Genomic DNA, 17,572 nt, shown 5'->3' with positions numbered 1-17,572 from the left:
TCACTGAAAGGACCCCCCGCCATGGCTTACCCCGATCCTTACCCACAACGCCCAGCTCCGGATCAATTCGTCCGGCGGTGGCTCTTCATCACCGCTTGCGTTGCCGCACTCATGCTGTTCTGGCAGTTTCTGCCCGCCATCGAGGCCTGGTTCAGTCCGCGCGAAGCCGCCGAGCGCACCGTCACGCCGCGTGGCGATCTGGCCGCTGATGAAAAGGCCACCATCGAACTGTTCGAGAAATCCCGAGCATCGGTGGTCTACATCACGACGTCCCAACTGGTGCGCGATGCCTGGACGCGCAACGTCTTTTCCGTGCCGCGCGGGACGGGTTCGGGTTTCATATGGGATGACGCCGGTCACGTCGTTACCAACTTTCATGTGATCCAGGGGGCGTCGGAGGCCACGGTCAAACTGGCCGACGGCCGCGATTACCAAGCCGCGCTGGTCGGCGTGAGTCCGGCCCACGATATCGCGGTGCTCAAAATCGGCGTCGGTTTCCAGCGCCCGCCCGCCGTTCCGGTCGGCACCAGCGCAGACCTCAAGGTGGGACAAAAGGTGTTCGCCATCGGCAACCCCTTCGGCCTGGATTGGACACTCACCAGCGGCATCGTGTCCGCGCTCGATCGATCGCTGCCCGGGGAATCTGGCGGAGTGACCATCGAACACCTGATTCAAACCGATGCCGCCATCAACCCCGGCAACTCGGGTGGGCCGTTGCTCGATTCGGCCGGCCGCCTGATCGGCATCAACACAGCGATCTACAGCCCTTCCGGCGCATCGGCAGGGATCGGCTTCGCCGTGCCGGTGGACACCGTCATGCGCGTAGTCCCGCAACTCATCAAGACCGGTAAGTACATCCGTCCGGCGCTGGGCATTGAGGTGGACGAACAGCTCAATCAGCACCTGCTTGCACTGGCCGGAAGCAAGGGCGTGTTCGTGCTCCGCGTCGCCCCAGGCTCAGCGGCGCAAAAGGCGGGGCTGAACGGTGTCACCGTGGGCCCCGAAGGCATCGTGCCGGGAGACCGCATCACAGGCATGGATGGCGCTCCCGTCGACGATGTCGCCAAGCTGCTCGCACGGCTTGACGACCGAAAGGTAGGAGATGTGGTGGTCTTGTCGGTTGAGCGGGCCGGTAAGCTGCGGGAGGTGCGCGTGGAGTTGCAACCTGGCATCTGATCTGGAGTTGAGGACATTTGGGGATTGGCAAAGAATAACGATGGGATGCATGAAGCATTCGCGCCGCAGAAACTCGATGCCCTACACTTAGGTGTCCAGTAAGGAAATTTCAGCCTCTCGTCGCGCGAAGAGTCCCGGCAACACTTTGCCGCCACCATAGGCCCAGCGCCTTAGCTCCGTCGCGGCACTTACCCAGTCCCGCTGGTTGACTCGACGACATAGCGTAGATGTTTGCAGCCGTCCAGCCCCAAGGTTGAAGCTGAAATCCACAATGGCTGCTAACCGCCCCTCTGGCTCCGTGGCCAGCATCGGGCAGTAGCGCGGCGTGGCGGTCAGCGCGACCTTCAGGTCTTCCGCCAGATAGCGTTCCGCCTCGGCCTCCGTGATCGGCGGGTGCTTCGGATCGCAGAGGGGGCCGTAGCCGATGGTCCAGTAGCCTGCCGGGCAGACGTAGGGATGCGTGCGGCCAAGATCGTTCTTCGGCACGCGGTGGAAGCCTTCGAAGCGCTTGGCCAGATCGATGGCTGCGGATTCCAAGCCATCCGGCCGATGACCGCCTGCAGCACGGCGATCACTCCTGAGGTCATGCCCTCACCCAGTCGAACACCCGCCCGAGGAACCAGAAGTTCAGCACTCCTGCCCAAAGCGCCTGGTCGGCCTCCGTCCATGCGTGCAGGATGGCCGTTTCCCAGCCAGCTCCTGCGGTCACGCCTGCTGCGAATGCCGCCGTCTTGGCTGCGCAGTACACCGACGAAGCACTGACCGACGAAAACGGCCAGGACATCGCCGTGCGGCGTCTGGCCTACAGCCGTTGGCAACACACTAACAGCGCCAGCCACGTGCACGGCCTGATCGTAATGCGCCGATCTGCCGTGGAAGCCGTGCTCGAACCTTGGACTTAATTACGGCTGGACGCTCGGCGAGAGCGGCTGGCTTTGCTACATCGAGGACGAGACCAAGCTCTCGGCCTACAAGTCCACCGGCTGGAGCGCAGGCATCGCCATCTGATTTCCCATCTTCGTACCCACCAGAAACCCGCCCACGAGGCGGGTTTCGCATTTCGGGAGACCGCAATTGCAATGACCGAAGGCACTGGCGTCATACAATCGTTGGGATCGACAAAGGGCACCAGCGGCTGCGTACCTTGTGCATAGCCTGCCGCGCGTGCCTCGCCGATACGCCCCGGAATGCCGGGCAAAACGTACAGCTGGATCGGTACCTCCTCGAGGCTGGCGATGTAGGTCTCGCGCCATTCGACAAGCCCGTACAGGATGAGCAGATGAGCATCTATGCGCGGCCATCACACACCTCCCCAATACTGTCCCCAGCGCAGGCCGTAGCCCGCGCGATCCATGACCCGCACCTGCGGCTGCCAGCTACTCAAACCATCGCGCTCGCCACTGATCTCCACCGTGATGCGGTCGCCCGGCGCACCGGCATCCAGCGCGGCCACTGCTGCCGTCCAGATGCAGGCGGTGCCGAGCTGCCCCGTCTCAGTACGAACCAGCACGTTGTTGCGATTGGCCGCCAGCGCTGTGAGGCGGCCGGTCTTGGCGGGCTTCGGTGGCGCTCAGGGCATGGCACTACGCAGCACATGCAGCGCCAGCAGGTGCCCTGGATAGAACAGGTAGCCCCAGCGGCCGACGGGCCAGATCTTCAACGACAGGGCTCGATGCAGCAGGTAGAGCCCCAGCAGCGCAGCCGCACAGGCCATCGCGAACGACGCCAGGGTGTCCGCCACCAGGCCCAGCTCGGCAAACCAGCGGTTGCGGCCGTTGGCCAGCACCGCCAGGGCGGCAGGCAACCACCACCAGCGCAACCCCTTCAGCCCTTGGACAAAGGCGGCCGGCAACAGGACGCCGAGTACGCCGTACATCAGTTGCTGATGCAGCAGGGTGGCGATCAGCACCGTCGCCGCTGCCAGCAGCAGGCTGGTGCGCTCGCCATGGTGGACGCCCCAGGCGACCATCAGCCCCAGCAGTAGGGTTGGCATCACGTTGAGCGTCGCGCTTTCCGGCGACAGCAGGCGATAGGGCAGCTCCGACAGCAGGGAGAACACCAGCAGCCAGCCGAGGTAGCGCGCGTTGCCCTCGCTGAACAGCTCGCCGGGGCGGGTTCTGGCCACGTTGGCGGCGATGCCCAGGCAAAACAGCGGGAATGCCAGGCGGCCGACGACGAACAGGCCATAGGCGTCCGGCCACAGGTAGCGCAGGTGGTCGAGCAGCATGCTGAGCATGGCCAGCCACTTGACCAGGTCGAGCCCCGCATCCCGTCTCATCCCATGACTCCCAGCGTCAGCACCGCCAGCACCAGGTAGCGCCCCGCCTTGGCCACCAGCACGATCAGCAGGATACTCCAGAACGGCTCGCGCAGGACGCCGGCGATCACGGTCAGCGGATCGCCGATGATCGGCACCCAGCTCAGCAGCAGGGACCAGCGTCCATAACGGTGGTAGGCCTGCCAGGTGCGCTGCAGTTTGTCTTCCGGCACCGGAAACCAGCGTCTGTGGCGAAGGTGTTCGATATAGCGGCCGAGCAGCCAGTTGGCAGTCGAGCCCAGTACGTTGCCGGTCGTGGCCACCAGGAGCAACAGGGCAGGTGGCTGTTCAGTGGCCAGCAGCAGGCCGACCAGCACCGCCTCCGACTGCATCGGCAGCAGGGTGGCGGCACTGAAGGCCGCAACGAACAACCCCAGATAGGCGGATAAATCCCACACCTCAGGCGCTCAGTCCGGCCCAGCCATGCAGGCCGACATAGATGCCCACGGCGATGATCAGCAGGCCGGACAGGTAGGGCGCGCGGCGCGCCACCACGGCCAGCCAGGGCCAGCGGTTGGAGGCGTGTCGCGTGCCGACGGCGGCGGCGACGCCAACCGCGACCAGGGTCAGCGCCAGGCCGACGCTGAAGCTGAGTACCAGAACCGCACCCAGCGTCACCTCCTTGACCTGCAGGCAGAGCAGCAGCACGGTGATGGCCGCAGGGCAGGGAATCAGCCCGCCGGTCAGGCCGAACAGGATCACCTGGCCGGTGCTGACGTTGCGGCTGGCGAAACGACGACGAATGTCGTTGGCGTGGGCCCGCTCGTGAGCATCCTGGTACCCCTCCAGCGACAGCTCCAGGCTCTCCAGCTGCGAATGGGCATGGTCGTGCGCATGGAACTCCAGGTCGTACTCGTGGGCGTGTCCGGCGTGGTCGAGGCGCAGGCGCGCGGTGAACTCATGCGGCTCGGGAATCGCATCCAGCGACTGCAGATAGTCGTCCTGGGTGACGAAGCGGAACTCCTGAATCTGTCCGTCGCTGCGGGTGGTGAGCAAGCTGACGTCCCCGGCGGGCCAGGCATGCCCGCTCAGCACACGCAGACGCCAGCGCGGCGGCGCGTCCTGCTCGTGGATCGACAGTTCGACGCGGCCGTGTCCGGTATCGATGTGCTGGCGTTCGTCGTGATGGTGCTGCTCTTTCTCGAAGCGCCACATTTGCTCGCCACGCCAGGTGCGCCAGAGCATCCACAGCGCGATGGTAACGATGAACACGGCCGAGGCGAGTTGGAAGTAGGGTTCGGTGGTCTGGGCGTCGAGGTGCTGCCCCAGGTACATGCCGCCGATCGCCACCAGCCAGACCACCGCGGTGTGCGAGGCAGTGGCCGCCAGGCCAAGCAGGACGGCCTGACGCACCGTGCCGCGAATGGCCACGATGAAGGCCGCCATCATGGTCTTCGAGTGCCCGGGTTCCAGGCCATGCAGGGCCCCGAGCAGGATGGCGGTGGGGACATACAGCCAGGCCTGTGCGGCCCCTTGCTGCAACAACTCGGCGAAGGTCGACATGGGGGCTCAGAGGTATTTGGTGATCTGCTTGAACTCTTCCAGTGGCGCCCGCTCACCCTTGGTAAGGGCGCCGACCGTGTGTTCCAGGCAGTGGTCGATGTGGTCCTGGATCAGCGTGCGCTTGGCCTGGCAGACCGCTTTCTCGACCGCGTGCAGTTGCTGGGCGATGTCCACACAGGCGCGACCGTCCTCGATCATGGCGACGATGCTGCGCAGATGGCCCTCGGCACGTTTCAGCCTTTTGATGATTTCCGTATGACTTTGGTGCTGATGCCCGTGTTCGTGCTTGCTCATCGCCAGACCTCGTGCAAGGATAATCACCGCAGTATCCTATCCCCCCGGGGGGGATATGGTCAAACGGCTGCCTCCTCAATCACACGGCCCAGCTATCGAAGCGGCGATCCATGCTCAGCAAACCCATCAGCGCCAAGGTGATCTTCGCCCTCGCTCTCGCCATCCTGATGGCCTGGGCCGGGCATGCGTCTGCGCTGTTAGTGGGGGCGAGCCCCCCGACCTGGAGCGACAACCAGGATGTGCATGCGCACAGCCATGGCGACGGTGCGTTTGCCTGTGCGGTCTGTGCGGATCATTACCACTCGCCGCTGACGGCTGACCACGTGCATGAAACACCGCACCTGAGCACTGGGCTGAACATTGCCACGCAGCCGGAGCGTAAGCTGCTGCTGGAAAGCCCCGGCTACTCGATTCCCGCCAGCCCGATCTACCTGATCGAACGGCCACCACGCCCTGGTTTGGTGTTCTGAACAGGCCGCTGTGCGGCCCAAGACCACTGCAACCTAGGATTTCTCCATGCATTCGCTATCCATGCGCGGCATGGACGCAGGCCACCTGCGTCCGCACCGCTCGCTACCATTATTGCTACTGCTTACCGCCCTGTTCTTTCTCGGTATGCCCGATGCGCTGGCCCACGGCGTCGCCGAGGGCGACAAGGGCTTCATCCAGGAAAGCACCGGGGTGATGTTGATGCCGTTCGTGTACATGGGCGCCAAGCACATGATCACCGGTTACGACCACCTGCTGTTCCTGTTCGGCGTGATCTTCTTTCTCTACCGTCTGAAGGACGTGGGGCTCTACGTCACCCTGTTCGCCGTCGGCCACTCGGTCACCCTGCTCCTCGGGGTGCTGGCGGACATCGGCATCAGTGCCTACGTGATCGACGCCATCATCGGCTTTTCGGTGGTGTACAAGGCGCTCGACAACCTGGGGGCCTTCCAGCGCTGGTTCGGCTACCAGCCGGACACCCGCGCAGCCACGCTGATCTTCGGCCTGCTGCACGGCTTCGGTCTGGCCACCAAGATCCAGGAGTACGAGATTTCATCCGATGGCCTTATCGCCAACTTGATCGCCTTCAACGTCGGCGTGGAGATCGGCCAGCTTCTGGCGCTCGGCAGCATTCTCATTCTGATGGGCTACTGGCGGCGTACCGCCAGCTTCTGGCGCCACGCCTACACCGCCAACGTCGCGATGATGAGCGCCGGTTTCCTGTTGATGGGTTACCAGCTCACCGGCTTGATCGTCTCACAGTAAGGAATTTCGCCATGTTCAACAGCAAGATCCCAACCCTCAACGAACTGCCGAGCAGCCAGCAACTGCTGCGCTCGACCGTGATTGCACTGATCGCCGCCATTGTCCTGCTCGTCACCGTGGTCATGCCCTCGGAATACGCCATCGATCCCACTGGCGCCGGTCGCATGCTGGGGCTGACCCAGATGGGCGAGGTCAAACAGCAACTGGCCACAGAAGCTGCAGCCGATGCTGCGACGCCTGTAGTTGCGGCTCCGGCGGCGCCCCAGTCGGTACCTCAAGCGGCCCCGCAACCTGCCGTCAGCACAGCCGCCGAGGCGACGGCCCCAGCCGTGGCAACGCCTGCGGTAGTCGAGGCCGAGGGGCAGCAGCATGAAATGAGCATTGCTCTGGCTCCCGGCCAAGGCGCCGAGATCAAGCTGGAGATGCTCAAGGGCAGCAAGGTGAACTACTTCTGGACGGCCAACGGCGGCCTGGTGAACTACGACACCCACGGCGACCCCTACAACGCGCCGCGCGAGTTCTACCACGGTTACGGCAAGGGGCGCGCCACGCCGGAAGACCATGGCGTCCTGGAGGCCGCCTTCGACGGCAAGCACGGCTGGTTCTGGCGCAACCGCACCAGCAAACCGGTCACTGTCACGCTGCGTACCGAGGGTAATTATATTGCCATCAAGCGGGTGATCTGATGGTTCAGCGGGAGCAGTGAGCCTCTGTTCCCGCTACTTTCTGCCTGCGTGCTCCATTGATCCAGGGGTTGTTGCAGTTTTGCGCTAACCAGTTGATATGTAAGAGAAAACTTGTATCGTTGAAGCTCTGACACAACATCGATATGAGTTTGCAATGCCCCGATTATTGCTCAGTGATGAGCATTGATCGAAGCTGCGGGAAATTCTGCTGCGCAAGGCCATCTACAACAAGCGTGATCTACGAATGACCGTGGAGGGCATGCTGTAACGCATGCGCACGGGATGCCCCTAGAGAGACCTCCCCGAAGCGTTCGGGAACTGGAATAAGGTCTATAAACGCTTCAATGTGTGGCCCGCAACTGGAAAATGGCTCAAGGTTTTCAAGGAGCTTGTGGCGCAGCCCGACATGGAATGGGTGTTCATTGATGGCAGCTATGCCAAGGCTCACCAACACAGTGCAGGCGCTACCAGTGGCAACGATGAGACCCTAGGTGAAAATTCTACTTCTGACGAGTACTGATTTTCAGGGAGCCGGTAGCCGAAATCCTGTTGGCTTCATCGATCAGTTTGCCCAGCTCGGCGGCCGGCTAGTGACTGGTGAGGCTGCCGTTATCCCGTCTGTCCGAAGTCTTCGGCTTCAGGTCGTGAGTGTGGATTTGACAGTAGAGAATTAGCGTCTAGGTTGAAAAATGAGCCTAACGTGCTCGTCTCACTCACCTACATGGAACGTTAAACCATGAAAAACTACCTCTCTTCTGTTCTCTTTGCGCTTCTTGCCTCTTTCTCCTTCGCTGTATCCGCAGTCGACACTGGAAATGCCGAGGCTGGCGAAGCGACCTCTGAGCAAGTCGCTCAGGCTGTAACCGTCAATCTCAATACTGCTGATGCAGAGACGCTCCAGCGTGAGCTGGCGGGTATCGGTGCAACCAAAGCTCAGGCAATCGTGGCCTATCGTGAGGCTCATGGCAGTTTTGCGTCTGTTGACGAACTGCTTGAGGTCAAGGGTATTGGTGAGGCGACTCTGAATAAGAATCGCGACAAACTGGTAGTCGACTGACGACTGCAGGTCTCGCCATCAAGGCCGGTCACTGACCGGCCTTCTTGTTGTTTGAGCCTGCTCAAAAAGCCTCAAACGGTCGTGAAAGCCGGCCAAAGACTCACCTCTTCAGTAAATGCTGGCAAACTTGCGCTTCGATTTTCGACAGGAGTCAGTCGATGCCCGCCAGTCCGGAGTTGTCCCCCGGCCTTATCGTCATCCACGGTAACCACCTCGAAGAGCTGCGTGCGCTGGCGGTGCAGTGGATGCGGCGCTATCCATTGCGGCCGCTGGAAAATGAGGTGCTGCTGGTGCAGAGCAACGGCATCGCCCAGTGGCTCAAGCTGGCGTTGGCCGAGCGTGACGGCTGTGGCATCGCGGCGGCGCTGGACGTTGACCTGCCGGCGCGCTTTCTCTGGCAGGCGTACCGCAACGTGCTGGGCAAGGACGCGATCCCGCAGCAATCGCCTTTGGACAAGGCGCCGCTGACCTGGCGCCTGATGCGCCTGTTGCCGGGCCTGCTGGCCGAGGAGGCGTTTGCGCCCTTGCGCCGCTTTCTCGCCGATGACCAGGATCTGCGCAAGCGCCACCAACTGGCCGAGCGCCTGGCCGATCTGTTCGACCAATATCAGGTCTACCGTGCCGACTGGCTGGCGGACTGGGCCGGCGGACAAGACCGCTTGCGCACCTCGCGCGGTGGTGAGCGGCCACTGGAGGGCGATTCGCGCTGGCAACCCGCGCTGTGGCGCGCCTTGCTGGCGGATGTCGGCGCGCAGCACCTGGCCGAAAGTCGCGCCGGCGTGCATCCGCGCTTCGTCGCCCGTATGGGCGAACTGGATGCAGCGCCGCCCGGACTGCCCCGGCGCATCACCGTTTTCGGTATTTCCTCATTGCCGGCCCAGGTGCTGGAAGCGCTGGCGGCCATGGCGCGTTTCAGCCAGGTCATGCTCTACGTGCACAACCCCTGTCAGCACCACTGGGGCGATATCGTCGAAGACAAGGATCTGCTGCGCCACGAATACCGCCGTCAGCAGCGCAAGGGCAAACCAAGCGCCCAGATCGGTCTATTCGAGCAGGAGGACATGCACCAGCACGGGCAGCCGCTGCTCGCTGCCTGGGGCAAGCAGGGGCGCGACTACATCAACCTGCTGGATCAGTACGACGAGCCGCAGCGTTACCGCGAGCAGTTCGAACGCATCGACCTGTTCAGCCCGGCCAGTGAGAGCTGCCTGCTTGGCCAGTTGCAGAACGACATCCTCGACCTGCGTCCGCTGGCGGAAACGCGCAGCACCTGGCCGCCGGTCGACCCGAAACGTGATCATTCGTTGCGTTTTCATATCGCCCACAGTGCTCAGCGCGAAGTGGAAATTCTCCACGATCAGTTGCTGGCCAGTTTCAGCGAGGACGCCACGCTAAGGCCGCGCGACGTGATCGTCATGGTGCCGGACGTCAATGCCTACGCACCGCATATCCAGGCAGTGTTCGGCCAGTTCGCCAGTGACGACCCGCGTTTCATTCCCTTCACCCTGGCCGATCAGGGACTGCGCGGCAAGGAGCCGATGATCATCGCACTGGAGCATTTGCTGCGCCTGCCGGACAGCCGCTTCAGCGTTAGCGAGATACTCGATCTGCTGGATGTCGCCGCGTTGCGTCAGCGCTTCGCCATCACCGAGGATCAATTGCCCACCCTGCGCCGCTGGCTGGAGGGTGCCGGTGTGCGCTGGGGGCTGGATTCGAGTCAGCGGCAAGCGCTGGGTCTGGGCCAGAATCTGGAACAGAACACCTGGCGTTTCGGCCTGCGGCGCATGCTGCTGGGCTACGCAGTGGGTACGGGCGACGCCTTCGCCGGCATCGAGCCGTACGACGAGATCGGCGGGCTCGATGCTGCGCTGATCGGCCCGGTGACGCGCCTGCTGGAAAGCCTCGACCGGCATTTGCAGCAGTTGCGCGAGCCGGCCACGCCGGTGCAGTGGGGCGAGCGCCTGCGCAGTTTGCTCGACGACTTCTTTCAGCCGCAGAGCGACCGTGAAGAGGTGCTGACGACCCAACTGCTCGATGCGCTGGATGCCTGGCTGGAGCTGTGCGAGGCGGCGACGCTGGAAGAGGCGCTGACCCTGCCGGTGGTGCGCGAAGCCTGGCTGGGCGGGCTCGATCAGGGGAGGCTGAGTCAGCGTTTTCTCGCCGGTGCGGTGAATTTCTGCACCCTGATGCCGATGCGCGCGATTCCGTTCCGCCAGGTCTGCCTGCTGGGCATGAACGATGGCGACTATCCGCGCAGCCAGGCGCCGCTGGATTTCGACCTGATGGCTGGCGATTACCGCCCCGGTGACCGCTCACGCCGCGAGGATGATCGCTATCTGCTGCTCGAGGCACTACTGGCGGCGCGTGATCGTCTCTATATCAGCTGGGTAGGGCGCAGTATTCGCGACAACAGCGAGCGCCCGCCTTCCGTGTTGGTCGGTCAGTTGCGCGACCATCTTGCCAGTGCCTGGACACTGGCTGGTGGCGGCGACCTGCTGCATGGCCTGACCATCGAGCACCCCTTGCAACCGTTTAGCCGCCGCTACTTCGATGGCGAGGGGCAGCTGTTCAGCTATGCCCGCGAGTGGGCAGCTCTGCATGGCCAGGTCTCGACTCGCGAAAGTGCTGCGCCCTTGCCGGCCTGGGAGGAGGGACTGCAGCTTACGCCTGAGCTGTTGCAGTCGTTCCTGCGTGATCCGGTGAAGTGTTTCTTCACTCGCCGCCTCAAGGTGTTTCTCGATGAACAAGAGCAGGCGCAACTCGACAGCGAGCCGTTCGCCCTCGACGGCCTGCAGCGCTACCAGTTGCAGGAAACCTTGCTCAAGGCGGCGGTAGCAGGCGAGGGGGGCAGCGACAATGCGCTGAAGTCGGCAGCCGACCGTCTGCAGCGTAGCGGCGTGCTGCCGTTGGCCGGTTTCGGCGAGCTGTACCGCAACGCCCTGCTGGAACCGCTGCCGACGCAGGTGCAGCGCTACCAGGGGCTTTGCCTGTGCTGGCCAACCCTGCTGGAGTCACCGCAGCGCGTGACTTTCGCCGCAGGCGGTGTGCAGCTTGACGGCTGGCTTGCCGGGCTGCGGCAGAAAGCCGATGGCGGCCTGGCGCGCCTGGAGCTGCTGCCGGGTGCGTTATACAAGGACAAGAGCTGGAAGTGGCATCGCCTACTGCGCCCCTACGTGCTGCACGTCATCGCCGCTGCCTGCGGCGTGCCGCTGACCACGCTGCTGGTCGGCGAGGATCGCAGCCTGGCCTTCGAGCCCCTACCTACGGAGCACGCAGCCCGCGTACTGACCACTTGGCTGGAAGCCTGGAACGCCGGTATGCAGACACCTCTGCCGGTCGCCCTGAAAACCTCGCTGGCCTGGTTGCAGGACAACAACGAGGACAAGGCGCGCAGCGTCTACGAGGGCAGCTACAACCTCTCCGGTGAAGTCCAGGGCAGTGCCAGCCTGGCCAGGCAGTTCCCGGACTACACCGCACTCACCGCCGATGGCCAGTTTCCGGCATGGAGTGAACGGCTCTACCAGCCGCTGCTTGATAGCAACCCCCAGGCGCTCAAGGAGGACGCAGCATGAGTCAACAGCGCCCTCTGGCCCTGACGTTTCCCCTGAATGGCAGCCGCCTGATCGAAGCCAGTGCCGGCACGGGCAAGACCTTCACCATTTCTGCACTCTACCTGCGGCTGATTCTCGGCCACGGGGGCGATGCTGCGTTCCGCGAGGCGCTGCTACCGCCGCAGATTCTGGTGGTGACCTTCACCGATGCTGCCACGCGCGAACTGCGCGATCGGATTCGCGCGCGCCTGGTCGAGGCCGCGACCGTATTCCGCGGTGATGCCCAGGGAGATGACCTGCTGCGCGAGTTGCGCGGTGATTTCACGCAAACGCAGTGGGACGAGTGCGCCCGCCGCCTGGAGCTGGCGGCGCAGTGGATGGACGAGGCAGCCGTGTCCACCATTCACGGCTGGTGTCAGCGCATGCTGCGTGAGCACGCCTTCGACAGCGGCAGCCTGTTCAGTCAGACCCTGGAGACCGACCACAGCGAACTGTTGGCCGAGGTGGTGCGCGACTATTGGAGGCAGAACTGCTACCCGTTGCAGGGGGCTGCGTTGCAATGGGTCGCGAGCGTTTGGGGAACTCCTGATGGTCTCGGCGCTAGGTTGCGTCCCTTGCTTGGGGAAGAGAGTGAGGGGACGACGCAGTCGTTGGGCGAGTTGCTCGATCATGCGCTGCAGCAGCGTGATCATGCGCTGGCCGAGCTCAAGTCGCCTTGGCTGGCATGGGCCGAGGAGCTGCAGCTGTTGCTGGATGCAGCGGTGGCGGCCAAGCAAGTGGACGGCAAGAAAATCCAGGCGCGTTTCTACAACCCCTGGCTGGCCAAGTTACGCGAGTGGGCTGGCGGCGAAGAGCCGCGTCTCGATCTGGGCACAGGCTTCACTCGCCTGACCCCCGACGGCCTGGCCGAAGCCTGGAAGAGCGAGGCGCCTGATCATCCCGCACTGGATGCCATGGCTGTACTCAAGGCGCAACTCGATGCGCTGCCGGACCCCGCTGATGCGGCTTTGCGCCACGCGGCGGCTTGGGTTCGCCAGCGCTTCGATTGGGAGAAACGCCAGCGCGCGGAGATGGGCTTCGATGACATGCTTGTGCGTTTGGACGCTGCCCTGCAAGGCAGCAACGGTCCGCGCCTGGCCGAGGTGATCCGCCGCCAGTTCCCGGTGGCGATGATCGACGAGTTCCAGGACACCGACCCGCTGCAGTACCGCATCTTCGATACGCTCTACGAAGTCGAGGTTAATCGCGACGACTGCGGCCTGTTCATGATCGGCGACCCCAAGCAGGCCATCTATTCCTTCCGTGGCGCCGATATCCACACCTACCTGCGTGCGCGCCGGGCGACATCCGGGCGCCACTACAACCTGGAAAAGAACTTCCGCTCCAGTCAGGCCATGGTCGATGCCGTCAATGGCGTTTTCCTGCGCGCCGAACAGCGTGAAGGCGGCGAGGGAGCGTTCCTGCTGCGCGACGATCTGCCTTTTATCGAGGTGGGCGCTCAAGGTCGACGCGAAGTCTGGAGTGTCGACGGCCAGGCGCAACCCGCTATGACGGTGTGGCAACTGGCGAGCGACGAGCCGGTTGCCAAGGGCGCCTATCTGGATGCCATGGCGGCGGGTGCAGCCAGTGAGATCGTGCGTTTGCTGGATCTGGGCCAGCGCGGGCAGGCCGGCTTTAGCAAGGAGGGTGCGCTCAGTGCTCTACGGCCCAGCGACATCGCGGTGCTGGTGCGCGACTTCAACGAGGCGCAGGCCATTCGCGGCGAGCTGGCTGCGCGGGGCGTGCGCAGCGTCTACCTTTCCGACAAGGATTCGGTGTTCGCCGCCCAGGAGGCACGCGACTTGCTGCTGTGGCTGCGTGCCTGTGCCGAGCCGGATCAGGATCGCCCGCTGCGTGCGGCGCTGGCCAGCGCGACGCTGGGGCTGGCTTTGAGCGAGCTGGAGCAGCTCAATCTCGACGAGCGCACCTGGGAGCGCCGCGTCATGCAGTTCCGCGACTATCGCCAGCGCTGGCAGCGCCAGGGTGTGCTGCCGATGCTGCGCCAACTGTTGCAAGACTTCGAGCTGCCGCAACGGCTGATGGGGCGTGACGATGGCGAGCGAGTACTGACCAATCTGTTGCATCTTGCTGAGCTGCTGCAGCAGGCTGCCGCTGAACTTGATGGCGAGCTGGCGCTGATTCGGCACTTGAGCGAGCTGCTGGCTGGCGAGGGGCAGGCTGCCGATGAGCAGGTGTTGCGCCTGGAGAGTGACGAAGCGCTGGTGCGCGTGGTGACCATCCACAAATCCAAGGGCCTGGAATACCCCCTGGTGTTCCTGCCATTCATCTGCGCCTTCCGCCCGGTGGATGACAAGAAACCGTTGCAAATCCACGACGGCGAGCGCCGCCGACTGGTGCTCAAGGCCGATGAAGACAGTCTGCTGCGCGCCGAGCGCGAACGCCTGGGTGAAGACCTGCGCCTGCTCTACGTGGCGCTGACCCGTGCCCGTCATGCCTGCTGGCTGGGTGTGGCGGATCTGAAGATCGGCAACGGCAAGAAGTCGCGCCTGCATGAATCGGCGTTGGGCTACCTGCTCGGGGGCGGATTGCCTCTGGCGGCCAGCGGCGAGCTTGCCAACTGGCTCGCGCCGTTCGCCAGCGGACTCGATAGCGCCGTGTCGCCTGTGCCGCCGGCCAGTGAGCAGCGTTATCGCATGATCGAAGAAGGACAGTTCGAGCCGCACTGGCGCACGCCGATACGACGCGCCGCCGAACATTGGTGGATTGCCTCCTACAGTGCACTGCGTCTGGACGAGGACGCCCCCAGTCAGGTCAGCCGTCACGAAGACGCCGCGCCCGACAGCCCGGCGATGCAGAACGCCATCGATGATGAGGATCCGTTGCTGGCGCTGGCGCCGCTGCCGGCATCCGCTCAGGGCCTGCATCGCTTCCCGCGCGGGCCGAATCCCGGCACCTTCCTCCATGGCCTGCTGGAAATGGCGGCGCAGGAAGGTTTCGCCGCGCTTGTGCAGGCCCCACTGAGGCTGCGCGAGGCGCTGGCCAGGCGTTGCCAGCGGCGTGGTCTGGAAAGCTGGATCGATCCGCTGCAGGACTGGCTGCTGGCGCTGCTGAGCCAGCCGCTAACGCTGGATGGCACGGATACTGTCGTGCTGGCGCAACTGACGCAATATCAGCCCGAGCTGGAGTTCTGGTTCGAAGCACGTGGGGTCGATGTCAGGCTGCTGGATCAGTGGGTGCAGCAGTACGAATTGCCGGGCATGGCCAGGCAGCCGCTGCGGGCCGACACCCTCAATGGCATGTTCAAGGGTTTCATCGATCTGGTATTCGAACATCAGGGGCGTTACTACGTGGCGGATTACAAGTCCAACTGGCTCGGCAGCGACGATAGTGCCTATACCCGTGAGGCGATGGAGGTGGCCATCGCCAGCCACCGCTATGACTTGCAATACGTTCTCTATGTGCTGGCCCTGCATCGGCAGTTGCGTCTGCGACTGCCGGATTACGACTATGACCGGCATTTGGGCGGCGCGCTCTACCTGTTCCTGCGGGCGCCGCAGCAAGGCGCCTACTTGGCGCGACCGCCGCGCGCGTTGATCGAGCGTCTGGACGTGCTGTTCATGGATGAAGCCGAGGAGGGCGCAGCATGAGCACGATGCTTGCACCGGTGCTGCGTGATCGCGCCGAACTCTTTGCCCTGCTTTCTATATGGAGCGAGCGTGGTTGGCTGCGTGAGCTGGATCGGGCGTTGGTGCAGTTGTTCGCCGAACTGGATCCGCAGGCTTCACCGCTGCTCCTGCTCGGCGCCGCGCTGGCCAGTCACCAGCTGGGTCAGGGGCACGTCTGCCTGGATCTGGCGGCCACGCTGGCCAATCCGGACTTCACCCTGTCCCTACCGCCGGAAGGCGAGGATGCGCAAGAGGCGATGATCCTGCCGTCCCAGGTACTGGCTGGGCTTAGCCTGGAGTCCTGGCTGGCAGCCTGTGCGGGCAGTTCGCTGCTGGAGTCCGAGGGGGCGCCGTTGGTGCTCAGCGGCGCCTGTCTATATATGAGGCGCTACTGGAACTATGAACGTCAGGTGGCTGGCGATATCGCTCGGCGCTTGCAGTCGAGTGATGCGGCGCCTAGCGATCTAGCCGTACGCCTGGCCTCACTGTTTCCCGAACCGCTGGTGGTGGACGGCCAGCGCCTCACCGACTGGCAGAAGCTGGCCTGTGCCATGGCGGCGCAAGGGCGCTTTACCCTGATTACCGGTGGGCCGGGAACCGGCAAGACGACTACAGTGGTGCGTCTGCTAGCGCTGTTGCAGGAGGCGGCCATGGCCACTGGCGAGCCGCTGCGCCTGAGTCTGGCGGCGCCCACCGGCAAAGCGGCCGCGCGGCTGACCGAATCCATCGGCGCGCAGGTGCAGTCGCTGGCGCTGGACGAGCGAGTGCGGGAGCAGATTCCAACCCTGGTGACGACGCTGCATCGCCTGCTGGGCAGTCGTCCTGGCAGCCGTCATTTCCGTCACGATGCCGCCAACCCCTTGCCACTCGATGTGCTGGTGGTCGACGAAGCCTCGATGATCGACCTGGAAATGATGGCCAGCCTGCTGGGCGCGTTGCCGGCGCATGCGCGTCTGATTCTGCTGGGCGACAAGGACCAACTGGCGTCGGTGGAGGCCGGTGCGGTACTGGGGGACCTGTGCCGAGAGGCGGAGAGCGGTGGCTACAGCGAGGCGACGCGTGCCTGGCTGGAAAGCCAGACGGGCGAACGGCTGGAAGATCCGGTGTTGGTGCCCGGTGACAAGGCTCTGGCGCAGCATATCGTCATGCTGCGTCACTCGCGTCGTTTCGGCAGTGGTTCGGGTATCGGGCGTCTGGCGCGTGCGGTGAACCTGGGTGATGCGCAGTCGGCCCGCGCGACTCTGGCAACCGGTGCACATGATTTGTACGTGTTGCGTTTGTCAGGTGAGCAGGATCGTGCGCTGGAGCGACTATTAATAGAGGGGCAGGGCGGCGGCGAGCCCCGTCCGCAGGGGTATGCGCATTATCTGCAGGTGATGCTGGCGGAGCGTCCTGCTCCAGATGCCGACTCCCAGGTCTGGGATCGTTGGGCTGGTCGCGTCCTGGCAGCGTTCGATCAGTTCCAGCTGCTCTGTGCGGTTCGTAAAGGTGCATGGGGCGTGGAAGCGCTCAACGAACGTATTGCCGAAGCGCTGGTAAAGCGGGGCCTGCTTGAGCAGTCGCATGGCTGGTATGAAGGTCGACCTGTGCTGGTAACGCGCAACGACTACAGCCTGGGTCTGATGAACGGCGATATTGGCATCGCGCTGCGTCTGCCGGAGCCGCCTGAGTTTCCAGGTGCGCCTGTACGCGAGGTGCTGCGCGTTGTGTTCCCGCGCAACGACGGCAGCGGCGCCTTGCGACATATCCTGCCCAGCCGTCTGAGTGCGGTGGAGACCGTGTTCGCCATGACCGTGCACAAGTCGCAGGGCTCGGAGTTCGCCCATTGCGCGCTGATCCTGCCTGACAGCCTCAATCCGGTGTTGACCAAGGAGCTGGTCTACACCGGCATCACACGGGCTCGTCACTGGTTCAGCCTGGTCGAAAGCCGAGCGGGCATCTTCGAGCAGGCTGTGCAGCGGTGCGTGACGAGACGCAGTGGCCTGCGCGAGGCGCTGGAAAAGCAATAAAACTGAAATATAAGCTTGACGCGTATTCTGCTGGCGGTAGAATGCGCGCCACTTCAGCGT

15 protein-coding genes and 1 pseudogene are annotated in these 17,572 nt (G+C 63.8%); 10 read left to right on the top strand and 6 right to left on the bottom strand.

The genetic code is table 11. The features are described 5' to 3' along the window. Positions 1-21 precede the first annotated feature (21 nt). On the top strand, positions 22-1,176 hold the full coding sequence (locus N5J71_RS19430) for a S1C family serine protease (RefSeq protein WP_108232841.1): 1,155 nt from the start codon (positions 22-24) through the stop codon (positions 1,174-1,176). Between the two features lie 87 nt (positions 1,177-1,263). Here N5J71_RS19430 and N5J71_RS19425 read toward each other — a convergent pair whose 3' ends face one another. Next, positions 1,264-1,713, bottom strand: a complete 450-nt coding sequence (locus tag N5J71_RS19425) for a lysozyme (protein WP_206407575.1) — start codon at positions 1,711-1,713, stop codon at positions 1,264-1,266. A gap of 140 nt (positions 1,714-1,853) precedes the next feature. On the opposite strand from N5J71_RS19425, the gene N5J71_RS19420 reads away from it, so the two are divergent. Beyond that, positions 1,854-2,078: a hypothetical protein gene (locus N5J71_RS19420; RefSeq protein ID WP_074860981.1), complete on the top strand. Its 225-nt coding sequence runs from the start codon at positions 1,854-1,856 to the stop codon at positions 2,076-2,078. Positions 2,079-2,476: 398 nt separating this feature from the next. On the opposite strand, the gene N5J71_RS19415 is transcribed toward N5J71_RS19420, so the two are convergent. The 5 genes from N5J71_RS19415 to N5J71_RS19395 are packed head-to-tail and all read right to left on the bottom strand — an operon-like array spanning position 2,477 to position 5,290. Beyond that, complete coding sequence (locus N5J71_RS19415; protein ID WP_197709105.1) at positions 2,477-2,686, bottom strand: hypothetical protein; 210 nt, start codon at positions 2,684-2,686, stop codon at positions 2,477-2,479. Between the two features lie 60 nt (positions 2,687-2,746). Further along, positions 2,747-3,454 (bottom strand): TraX family protein, encoded by a 708-nt coding sequence (locus tag N5J71_RS19410; protein ID WP_279533474.1) that lies wholly within the window; start codon positions 3,452-3,454, stop codon positions 2,747-2,749. Further along, a complete protein-coding gene (locus N5J71_RS19405; RefSeq protein WP_279917439.1) occupies positions 3,451-3,891 on the bottom strand; it encodes a YqaA family protein in 441 nt (146 codons plus the stop codon). Before N5J71_RS19405 ends, N5J71_RS19410 begins: the two co-directional genes overlap by 4 nt. Before the next feature lies 1 nt (position 3,892). Further along, positions 3,893-4,996, bottom strand: a complete 1,104-nt coding sequence (locus tag N5J71_RS19400) for a nickel/cobalt efflux transporter (RefSeq protein ID WP_116618368.1) — start codon at positions 4,994-4,996, stop codon at positions 3,893-3,895. A gap of 6 nt (positions 4,997-5,002) precedes the next feature. Continuing rightward, a complete protein-coding gene (locus tag N5J71_RS19395; RefSeq protein WP_116618371.1) occupies positions 5,003-5,290 on the bottom strand; it encodes a metal-sensing transcriptional repressor in 288 nt (95 codons plus the stop codon). 110 nt (positions 5,291-5,400) lie between these two features. Here N5J71_RS19395 and N5J71_RS19390 point away from each other — a divergent pair, with 110 nt between their 5' ends. The 8 genes and pseudogenes from N5J71_RS19390 (at position 5,401) to recD (ending at position 17,512) form a co-directional block, all read left to right on the top strand. Continuing rightward, positions 5,401-5,760 carry a hypothetical protein gene (locus N5J71_RS19390; RefSeq protein WP_074860965.1) on the top strand — a complete coding sequence of 120 codons (360 nt, stop codon included), beginning with the start codon at positions 5,401-5,403 and terminating at the stop codon, positions 5,758-5,760. A gap of 46 nt (positions 5,761-5,806) precedes the next feature. Further along, positions 5,807-6,544 (top strand): HupE/UreJ family protein, encoded by a 738-nt coding sequence (locus N5J71_RS19385; RefSeq protein WP_074860964.1) that lies wholly within the window; start codon positions 5,807-5,809, stop codon positions 6,542-6,544. Positions 6,545-6,555: 11 nt separating this feature from the next. Beyond that, positions 6,556-7,230, top strand: a complete 675-nt coding sequence (locus N5J71_RS19380) for a transmembrane anchor protein (protein WP_074860959.1) — start codon at positions 6,556-6,558, stop codon at positions 7,228-7,230. A 193-nt stretch (positions 7,231-7,423) separates the two neighbouring features. Then, positions 7,424-7,729, top strand: a pseudogene (locus N5J71_RS19375) (transposase); the annotation flags it as partial. Positions 7,730-7,966: 237 nt separating this feature from the next. Further along, positions 7,967-8,287 carry a ComEA family DNA-binding protein gene (locus N5J71_RS19370; protein WP_003461577.1) on the top strand — a complete coding sequence of 107 codons (321 nt, stop codon included), beginning with the start codon at positions 7,967-7,969 and terminating at the stop codon, positions 8,285-8,287. A gap of 158 nt (positions 8,288-8,445) precedes the next feature. Next, positions 8,446-11,859: an exodeoxyribonuclease V subunit gamma gene (recC, locus tag N5J71_RS19365; RefSeq protein WP_279917438.1), complete on the top strand. Its 3,414-nt coding sequence runs from the start codon at positions 8,446-8,448 to the stop codon at positions 11,857-11,859. Beyond that, complete coding sequence (recB, locus tag N5J71_RS19360) at positions 11,856-15,485, top strand: exodeoxyribonuclease V subunit beta (protein WP_279917437.1); 3,630 nt, start codon at positions 11,856-11,858, stop codon at positions 15,483-15,485. Before recC ends, recB begins: the two co-directional genes overlap by 4 nt. Beyond that, on the top strand, positions 15,482-17,512 hold the full coding sequence (gene recD / locus N5J71_RS19355) for an exodeoxyribonuclease V subunit alpha (protein ID WP_279917436.1): 2,031 nt from the start codon (positions 15,482-15,484) through the stop codon (positions 17,510-17,512). Before recB ends, recD begins: the two co-directional genes overlap by 4 nt. Positions 17,513-17,572 lie beyond the last annotated feature (60 nt).

Origin of the sequence: Ectopseudomonas oleovorans (genome assembly GCF_029845265.1) — a bacterium.
Taxonomy (GTDB): domain Bacteria; phylum Pseudomonadota; class Gammaproteobacteria; order Pseudomonadales; family Pseudomonadaceae; genus Aquipseudomonas; species Aquipseudomonas oleovorans.
This window is presented reverse-complemented; position numbering and strand designations above follow the sequence as displayed.